This is a genomic window from Nitrosomonas sp. Nm33 (assembly GCF_900107265.1).
Lineage (GTDB): Bacteria > Pseudomonadota > Gammaproteobacteria > Burkholderiales > Nitrosomonadaceae > Nitrosomonas.
Map to the genome: position 1 here is coordinate 1 of NZ_FNPJ01000093.1, position 9183 is coordinate 9183.

Annotated in this window: 8 protein-coding genes; 5 read left to right on the forward strand and 3 right to left on the reverse strand. The window is 42.3% G+C overall.

What is annotated here, in order from left to right:
- The first annotated feature begins 130 nt into the window (after nucleotides 1–130).
- Complete coding sequence (locus tag BLV54_RS13580) at nucleotides 131–1819, forward strand: coiled-coil domain-containing protein (RefSeq protein ID WP_090572164.1); 1689 nt, start codon at nucleotides 131–133, stop codon at nucleotides 1817–1819.
- A 294-nt stretch (nucleotides 1820–2113) separates the two neighbouring features.
- Here BLV54_RS13580 and BLV54_RS13585 read toward each other — a convergent pair whose 3' ends face one another.
- On the reverse strand, nucleotides 2114–2581 hold the full coding sequence (locus BLV54_RS13585) for a FecR domain-containing protein (RefSeq protein ID WP_256329506.1): 468 nt from the start codon (nucleotides 2579–2581) through the stop codon (nucleotides 2114–2116).
- Nucleotides 2582–3281: 700 nt separating this feature from the next.
- Between BLV54_RS13585 and BLV54_RS13590 the strand changes: the two genes are divergently transcribed.
- Both BLV54_RS13590 and BLV54_RS13595 read left to right on the forward strand, forming a co-directional pair.
- Nucleotides 3282–3680: a hypothetical protein gene (locus tag BLV54_RS13590; RefSeq protein WP_090572166.1), complete on the forward strand. Its 399-nt coding sequence runs from the start codon at nucleotides 3282–3284 to the stop codon at nucleotides 3678–3680.
- 393 nt (nucleotides 3681–4073) lie between these two features.
- On the forward strand, nucleotides 4074–4463 hold the full coding sequence (locus BLV54_RS13595) for a hypothetical protein (RefSeq protein WP_090572167.1): 390 nt from the start codon (nucleotides 4074–4076) through the stop codon (nucleotides 4461–4463).
- Between the two features lie 427 nt (nucleotides 4464–4890).
- On the opposite strand, the gene BLV54_RS13600 is transcribed toward BLV54_RS13595, so the two are convergent.
- Complete coding sequence (locus BLV54_RS13600) at nucleotides 4891–6810, reverse strand: hypothetical protein (protein WP_256329507.1); 1920 nt, start codon at nucleotides 6808–6810, stop codon at nucleotides 4891–4893.
- A 713-nt stretch (nucleotides 6811–7523) separates the two neighbouring features.
- On the opposite strand from BLV54_RS13600, the gene BLV54_RS17365 reads away from it, so the two are divergent.
- Both BLV54_RS17365 and BLV54_RS13610 read left to right on the forward strand, forming a co-directional pair.
- The gene (locus BLV54_RS17365) at nucleotides 7524–7661 is read left to right on the forward strand and encodes a carboxymuconolactone decarboxylase family protein (protein ID WP_218132409.1); all 138 of its coding nucleotides are present in this window, start codon (nucleotides 7524–7526) and stop codon (nucleotides 7659–7661) included.
- Nucleotides 7662–7817: 156 nt separating this feature from the next.
- Nucleotides 7818–8381 carry a DedA family protein gene (locus BLV54_RS13610; protein WP_090572170.1) on the forward strand — a complete coding sequence of 188 codons (564 nt, stop codon included), beginning with the start codon at nucleotides 7818–7820 and terminating at the stop codon, nucleotides 8379–8381.
- A gap of 72 nt (nucleotides 8382–8453) precedes the next feature.
- Here BLV54_RS13610 and BLV54_RS13615 read toward each other — a convergent pair whose 3' ends face one another.
- Nucleotides 8454–9089, reverse strand: coding sequence for an alginate export family protein (locus BLV54_RS13615; RefSeq protein WP_256329508.1), 636 nt, complete (start codon nucleotides 9087–9089; stop codon nucleotides 8454–8456).
- Nucleotides 9090–9183: the final 94 nt, after the last annotated feature.

The window sequence follows — 9183 nt, forward strand, 5'->3', positions numbered from 1 at the left end:
AGGTTACCTATCGCCAGCAGAATTTACACAGCGATACTATGCAAATCAACTCGCAGCTTAATCATATGGACTCCATATTTGACAACACATATCAGAGTGGGCTCAAGAGCAGCGCAGTTGTGATTGGGTTATGACGGAAGTGGCGCTAAATGGTATTCATTTTTGTCTTAAAAGAGACATTATCGACAGCGGGCAAGCGAAGATGTCTATTTTTGAAGGGAAATTCGATGATGCTGTGAATTCTATCGCAGGCTGGACGCAATACCCCATGCGTCGCAGCGAGGAACGCCATAGTTTTTCTCAGCAAATCTTCGAACTGCTGGGCTTGCCAAGACACAAAACGGATGACTCAAAGAATTTAACATTACATCAAATCCTTCGCCTCATGTATGTCGATCAGCTCTCTGCTACAACAAAACTTCTTAAAGAAGACAAGGAATTCGACAATGCCACTTATCGGCGAGCTATTGGTGATTATTTATTGGGTATTGATGATCTTGAGGCACACAACTTGAGGCAAGATCTGTTGGTTGCTAATAAGGAATTCGAAAAATTGAATGGTGAACTTCATGCTATTTATCGGCTATTTGGGAATGAAGTATCCCAGATTAATGAGCAAGCACTGAACAATGAGATTGTAGAAATTGTCTTCCAACTGGAAGAGCTCAAACGCCGTAAAAAGGAAGCACTACGTTCTAAGTCAAAAGATCTAAATGAACAAGTAAGCGCAAAAGCTAATGCACTCCAGGATGAGATAGATCGATTATCTTCGGTAAAGCAGGAACTAGAGGCGACTAAGGCAGAAATTTCTGTTGAATTAATAGAAACCAAGTTGTTTGCTACTTCACTTTATGATAGAAAGATAGCTCTAGAGCAATCAAGGCTTACTTTTTCTTCCCTAGGTGAAGTTCATTTCAAATATTGTCCTGCATGTTTGGAGCCGATTTCTGAACAGGAACATTCAGGTTGCCTCCTCTGTAAAACAGAAAAACATGATGGCAATCGGGATATAGCTTATGTGCAGATGTTAAATGAATTGAACTTCCAGATCCGAGAAAGTGAAACTCTCATAAAAGAGTTTAGGAAGAAATTAGACCACATCAATGGTCAGTTGCCAAGCATTAATCGACAACTTGAAGAAGCAAAGTTTGAATACCAAGAGCTGGAAGTAACGGCAGGAGCGAAAGACGCAATCGTCGCGGAAATAGCATTTGAAATGGGCTTTCGTAGAAGCCAAATATTAGCGCTTGAAGACCGGAGGGAGCATGTAAACAAAGTAGAATCTTTGCGACGAGAGAAAGAAAAAGCTAACATGCGTATTCAGCGTCTACAAGATAAGCTCGATCAGGTTAATGCCAGGCAGGCCGATAGATACTATGAAGTTTATGGTTCAATAGAGACCAGAGCTAGTCAGTTGCTAGCCCAAGACGGCAGCTATGAGCCGACCTTTGATGAAGTAGAGGAAGTTAATTTCGATTTTGCTAAAGATAGAATGTTCGTAAATGGGCGAAGCAAGTTTTCTGCAAGTTCAATGGTTATTATGAAAAATAGCATTCGTTTAGCTATATTTTTGCGCGCTGTCGAAGACAAGCTTGCACGCCTGCCCAACTTCTTGATTATGGACAATATCGAAGATAAAGGGATGGTTGAGCAACGCAGTCATAATTTTCAGCGAATCATAGTGACAGAGTGTGAAAAGTTAAATAACGATTACCAGCTAATTTTCACAACTTCAATGATCGACCCAGCGTTGAACGATACAACCATGTGTGTTGGCCCATTTTATGAAAAAAGCATGCACACGCTAGATTTTAGTTGAAAACGAGCTGACTTTTCCAACTAATATTTAGGGTCAGACATTACATTTAATACCCTTTTCTCTTCTCTTTTACCCCTGTTTAACCGACCGGGTGAGGTAGCGTAATTGATGCCAAAATGTTCACCCACTTGAGCTAGCGTATTGTGTTTGCTCTAATCTGCTTGAACCAGAAGAAATTAAGATCATAGTAAAATTGGACATTAAGTTACTCTGACGCTCATTCTCAATAAAAGATCTAACCAACGATTTGCAATTTACAAATTAAGCGTAAGCCTAAATTCCTTATCCACATAATTACTGTAGCGAGCGCCAGGGCGCAATATTTCGGTCATCCATCAGTCGGTGTTTGCTGATGCCGTCATCATCAAAATCAGCCTGTTCAAATGCATTGATTTGATATACGCCGGATGCCACATGGATCTTGACGTACCCATCTGCAACGGCGACATGGTTATTACCATTTTTGTACATCTGGATACTGCAGCGAGTGCCAGAACCCTTGATGAGAGCATTGCCGACTTTTGCTTCAAGTTGATCGGGGGCATTTTTATCGATGTCAAAATAAACATTTCCCCTGAACAACTCAACTTGCAGGGGGTGCTCTGCTTTCACGGCTATAGAACTGCTCGTATCCAACGCCATATCAATACCGGGCGCTATTGCAGTGACTAGTTGTTCTTCCGGTTTTGTTTCATAAAACCGGATACTGGGCGGCTTACCAAAATACCAGGTCATCAGACCGAGCATTACGCAAACACTCATAATTGCACAATGCACCAAAAAACGCCGCCAACTGAAAACAAATTTAAAGGGTTCGGGCTTAGGTTCCTGCATTTTGTTTAGCAAAATATAAAATGTAAGGAGAGATTATATACTGACAAAAAATTTTTTAAAGCTCTGAATTTAAAGATAATTCTTGATAAATGAGTAGGGGTATTGGTTTCCGGATTCTCAATATTGCCTTGGAATCGGATCATTAATGCAGTTTTTAGTGCAAATTAAAATTAGTAAAATTTCCGATTTTATTTTTTCCACAATATCCTCTATTCAATTTTTTGGCTTTTGATCAAGCCAAAGGAATCGAAGCGATCGCTTCACATGGTCAAGTTTTTAATAATCTCCAACTGTCTATGGGTGACTATCTTGTTTATTAGTTGTTAAACATTTATCTGGCAGGATAGTAGCGTTATTTTTTCATACCCCAAATGCATAGAAATGATAATTGTATGCATTTGCATTATTGTCAGCCTATTTATTATTCCATAACATCGTTACCCAATAATGAGTAATGAGTAATGAGTAGAAATGATAATTATATGCATTATTGTCAGTCTATTCGTTATTCCATGGCATTGTTACCGTAAGAAAGCGGAAGTAGTTTGATTCATTGTTATTGCTCTGCTTCAGGTATCAAACTGTTTTATTAAACAGGATTGATTAACCTAAATATTAGGAGGTTTTCATGCAACGAATTCATTTTCTTGTTCCTGACATTAATGTTGCCAGGAGTTTTGTTGACGAATTGCTTCTGGCGCAAATCGAAGAGCAGCACATTCATATCATTGTCAAGCGTGATACACCGCTTGAAGAGGAAGAGCTGCCTAAAGCGAACTTATTGCAAAAGAGTGGTTTTATTCAACAAATTCATTTTCTTGTTCCTGACATTAATGCTGCCAGGCGTTTTTTTGCTGACGAATTGCTTCTGGCACAAATCAAAGAGAAGAGTATTTATATCGTTGTCAAGCGTAGTACACCGCTCAAAGAGCTGCCTAAAACGAACTTATTGCAAAAGAGTGGTTTCACTCCAGCAGTGCAGCAAAGGCTAGCGCGTAGTGGAACGGGTGGTCGAAGTAGAAGCTGAAAGTGCAGGATTAAAACTACCTGCGTTTCCTAAAAATAATCAATATTAGCATTATCCAATTTTGAGAATCCCACGAAATTTAATAATCAAAGTGGCCAAATTATTTCTGCATTGTTAGGGGTAATTTAGCTTAACCCATGAGGTAATTTCTTCTAAACAATAGTTCAGTAAAAACGGGCTGTGATTTTACTTCATGGATTCTTTGATCGTAGCGATCCCTTATTGAAACATTAGAGGAGGCTAAGATGAGCTCAGACGATGGCAATTCTTAACATGGAGCTAAAAAGAATGTATTTCTAAGATGGATATTCTTAATAGCACAATGAAAAACTCAATAGAAATTTTAAATAAAAGAAAGAAGAGAAATTTAAGTTGTTTAATGGAGATATTACGATGAAAACAAAGATTTCGTTGATTACTTTACTGACGCTTAGTTTTTTATCTGCTTGCGCGCAAATGAATCCCGCTTCATCTCTGCAGAATAATGAAATTGGCAATGCTGATCTAAACTCAATTGCCAGCAATTACGATGCGTTAGCAAAACATTATGAAAATGCTGCAAAAGAGTTACAAGTAAAATTGCAGGAACAGCAAAAACTACTTCAGGAATATAAAAATCATAATTATTTCTATGGAAGAAAAGGTCAAGATCTTAATTCACATACTTCAGCGAATATTCGTTATTTCGAGAAAGTGATAAAAGAAAATCTGGACGAAGCTGCTATTCACCGAAAAATGGCAAGAGATCAGGAAAAGCACCACTATATCCAAGTAAGATTATGATAGAAGGCATGGCATATTCATTGGATTTTCGCCGTAAAGTTCTGTTTGTTCGAAAGAAAGAATCATCCAATGATGAAGCATATTCATGAGGTTGTAGCGGGCAGCGTAAGGATCAACTGGGATATATAAAACGGGAATATATAATGGCATTCTCACGCTTTGGTAGCGTAAAATTGGACACTTTGTTGACCGGTCCTGCCTGTCCTAACTTTCAGCTAGAGGGTGTTCCCTTTTCACTATTAGAGGGATTAATCTGACAACAATAAATACTCATTCCATTTCTAGATCAAATCTGATTTTGTCGGCTTCTCCTTGCCGTACTATTTATACTGTCTTCGGCTCGCCTTCGCGTCTCATGTTTGATTCGGAAATGGAATAACAGTGATGATTTACTGCTGCCGTTTTACTGTTTAAAGTGAGATGGCTTTCATGGTGTCGGTCTGCGTGCTTCGCGGAACCAGATACGGTATTGTTTCATTTTCTCGCGCTGAGTTGCGGGTGCGTGGCGGCGACAGGTGGAGTGCTCTTCTGAGTCCGGTTGTGCGCCCCAACGTATTTCAGGGCAGTCGTTGGGATTATAAGCCATTTCATAGGCCTGCTTCCGTGCTAACACCTCAGCCACGGAGAGCTCCCATGGACTACCGTCCGTGCGTGTATAGTGGATGCTGTGTTCATGGATGCGCCTTGCATGGTGCTGCTCGATTTCGGTCTTGGCTTCTTCGGGGCTCTGGCCCTTCAGTACGAATAACTCAGGGTGGCGCACAATTTTCTCGGGCAAGCCGTTTAGGACATTGATGGCAATGATCAGGCGCATATCGCGGGAGGGAGTGGAGTAATCCTCCCACGGACCGATAGTCTGAAAAATTGCCGTGCCGCTAGGCATGGGGATGACGCTGCCGGCGTGTTTGCGAAAATACGCTTCTCCGTTGTCCACCGAAGTCACGCGAGTCTCGATTTGCTCTATCAAGGCGTCCAGCGTTGCTTCATAAGCTTGCTTGGGATCAAGACCTGCAGGGTTGATGAGCTTGGTTACCCTGGCGTAGAAATTGTCGGCAGAGAGTTGATCTTGCTCCAAGGAAAAAGGAGCGAAATCGGGATGGTAGACCAGCTCGTCATTGGAGAGTAACCGCCATCTCCCTGAGGACGTTGCGACCAAAGGCCGGAAAGCCTTGAAGCCCGGTCCGGCACTTTCGCTATTCGTGAACAGCATGGTGCCCTCCCAGATCCGCTTGCGGGCAACCGAATTGTCCGGCTGAGCATCGACGGCCAGTAAGATGCCGGGGCGGCCCTTCGTCTGTGGCACCCATTCAACCAACACTAGCACATGACCGTAAGGATCAGCATAAACTGATCCTGGCCAGAGCGTCTCCCGATTGACAGGGATGGGATACAGATCCGTCGACTCATCCTCCAATCCTGTTCGTAATGATCCTGAATGGACAGTATTCACCAACTGTCTGCTGATTTTCTTGAAACTGGCCTGCGAGCTAATGTCGTGGGTAAATTCGGTCATGATGGTGGGCGCGCCACAATGTGGTGGCGCCTTGGCTGAACCACGCCCGCAGGCGCGGAAGGAGATTGGCAGACCAATCTTCCAGGCAAAATAAGCTCGTAAGGTGTAAGGTAGATCGGCGCAATCGGGGGTGAGTGGCAGGTTTTGGTCTTCGTTGTGGCCAAGATAATTGTGCAGGAAGTTGCGCTCGCTGTTGCGCAACACCGGCTCCAAGGAAGGGAAGCTGAGATTTTCTTCTGGCGGCGCGCCAAACAACGCTTCGATCCAGGCGGAATAAAAGGCTTCGGTGGCAAGATTCCACGCTTTGGTTCTTTCCTTTCTTTCTTCTCTTTTCTGTACTCCTGACTCACCAATGGTGAGTAAATAGCAGGTGATCAATTTGCCATCCCGGTTCGCCTCTACTCGATAATGTCCCTCGTCCACCCCTGCCAATTCAGCAATAAGACTCCAAGGCGGGCCACCTCGGCGGCGTGATGGCAGGGGCATGCGCTGACCTTGGTTATCGATCAGGGCAAGTTCCGACACGGGGCCATCCGTGGACACCGCCATGATCTTGATCTGCCCATCGGCTTTGAGGTTGAGCGGCGAGATCCAGATATTCGTTTCCTCGGTTTGTTGGCATGAATCATCCTCGGCCTGCACCATCGAAATGTTGCTCCATGTCAGCAAACATGCGAGGAAAAAGCTGGCAGGCTTGGTTGAGAATTTCCAAAAGTAGCTTCGATGCCACTTTACTGCATTGGGCCTATTTGCGAATCGGTATAAATAAATATTATTTAACCTCAGGGTTATGAATAAGTAGTCTTGCAATTTTCCCAAAATTGATTTTGACAAGAGTAGTACTTTCATGTCGATCAGGCCCGCAAGTAAATTGAATTGTTAGTGTTTTTCAGAACCAATGGGTATAGAAAAGGACGATACAGAAAACTTAACACAGTGCCTCGGTTTCTGGAATTCTAGGAATACAATACCTGATTATGACAAAAGACATCAATGGCAAGATTGGTTATAAAAGTGATAAAAATGTTCGAGTATTGATACACAAGGCTTCAATTTATTGAATGTCTAATTCCATTTCTAAATCAATCCTCTCTTTGTCTGCTTCATCTTGTCGTATTATTTATGTCCGGTAGCGATCAATTCACCGCCGCGTTCGATCATTTGTCCGGTAAAATCTACCGGACTAGGAAAGCCAAGTCCCATTGAAAAGAAAAGCAGCGTCCGTCACTCCGAATGGGGGCTTCAAAAACTTAAGCGATAACGCCACATTTTTTAATTCAGAAGCACAACTCAATCCAGCAAGACCCCAGACTATGGCGATATGTATCTTCCCTATACGATTATTGTTGTTGCGACATCGACTTCCGAGGCGCTCAATCTTACAGGAGTCTGCATAATGTTAAAAATGTCCATGAGCTGGCCATTAATTTCTGGCAGACATCTCATTATGAGATGGAAAGGTGATCAAGAACATCAAAGTGCTGAAGTCGAACTATAAACTCGTTCGTGTCATTCACCTGATCAGGCTATAGTTTTGTATTGCCGAGTTGAAGGGGCATATCCAGGGAGGACTAAATGTCGGATATACTTGGCAAGAGACAGTGGAGGTAATTATTCAAATGGCTGTGTATGCAGGATTTTTAGCTGCAATGAATGCAATTCTAGTGCTAAAGAAGTTTTCGTAGAACTTGATAAAAGTAAGCAATCAGAATAAAAAAGCGAAAATACTTGTTAACTGGTTATATTAATTCTGCACATATTCATGAATCTAACAATGTGGCTCATACTCTTGGTTGCAACGAACGCGGTTCGACTTGAAGAATTGACTGGTTCAATTAAAAGTGTCTTTAGAAGAATTAATAACAACATACGGTTATAGTGCGATAGCTATAGGTGCTTTTCTTGAAGGCGAAACTATCCTCATTCTGGGAGGCATCGCGGCGCACCAAGGCTATCTTGATCTACCAGGGGTACTGGCTAGCGCGTTTCTGGGTACATTACTTGGCGATCAGCTTTACTTTTATATTGGTCGTGTAAAGGGTGAAAGTATCCTCAAAAAAAGACCCAATTTGAAACGTAAGTCAGAAAAAGTGTTTGCAGTTTTAAATAAGCATCAGACGATGTTAGTACTAGGATTCAGAGTTATGTATGGCTTTCGAACGATTGCTCCGTTTTTGTTGGGGGCGTGCAGGATTCACCCAGTTCGGTTTTTGATCCTGAATATTGTTGGAGCGTTCATTTGGTCAATAACGGTTGGAATCATGGGGTATATATTTGCTCACGCACTCGAACTTATTGTTGGCGATATTAAGCGTTATGAGGTATGGCTGTTTGTTATCTTGTCGATTTTAGGTGTAATTGCGTGGTGCATTTACTTCTTATCAAAGAGCAAAGAGGGCATCTGATCTGCTTCAAAGCTCTTGTTGGAAAACCTTTTCAATCCTTGGTTACAGGCATTGCCCTAAGCAAAATCAGTGTCAGCTAAATCGTTTGATCTGGGTTTTGCTTAGGTGGGCAGTGATGGCTTGATATCTTAAGAAGTTAGAACTTAATGGTCGCCATCGTATAGCCATAATTGGTATCTTTTCTACTTGACCGTTCGGAACAGTATCAAAGTAATCACCTTTGAATATATGGCTAAACCCAATATCAAAGCTTACACGTCTTAGAAAGTTCCACTGAGGATCCCATCCTACGCTGACATCCAGCATATGTTCCAAGAAACTACCTGATCGGCCAGTTCGGTCTTGTAGACCGCTGCCTACATAGGAACCACGTTTATCAGCCAACCAATAGGCACGATGAGACATCATGAGCCTGACATTAGGCATTGGTAAAAGATTCGCACGAAAGCCTACAGGTGAAAAAAGGTTAGAAGGGAAAAATGGTCCAAACATACCGGTGGGGCCGAATTCTACTCGGCGTTTTGCATACAGAATGTCAAAATTCTTTCCTGGATCAGGATCGCCTGATGCATAATCAAACAGGTAGAGAACCCTAAGAGGCATTGCTGTTTCAAAGCTATAGCCTATTTCTCCATGGTGGCGATGTGCAAAAACATCAATATCCTGAGTACCTCCAAACTGATATATCGATTCAATTTCATAGTTCAACGTGAGTTCGACATAAGAATCACAACCCTACAAGTGGAAGAGCTTGAGTGAATCTGATATTAAGTGAAGGTTTCTTCTCGCGGAACGTGTAAGC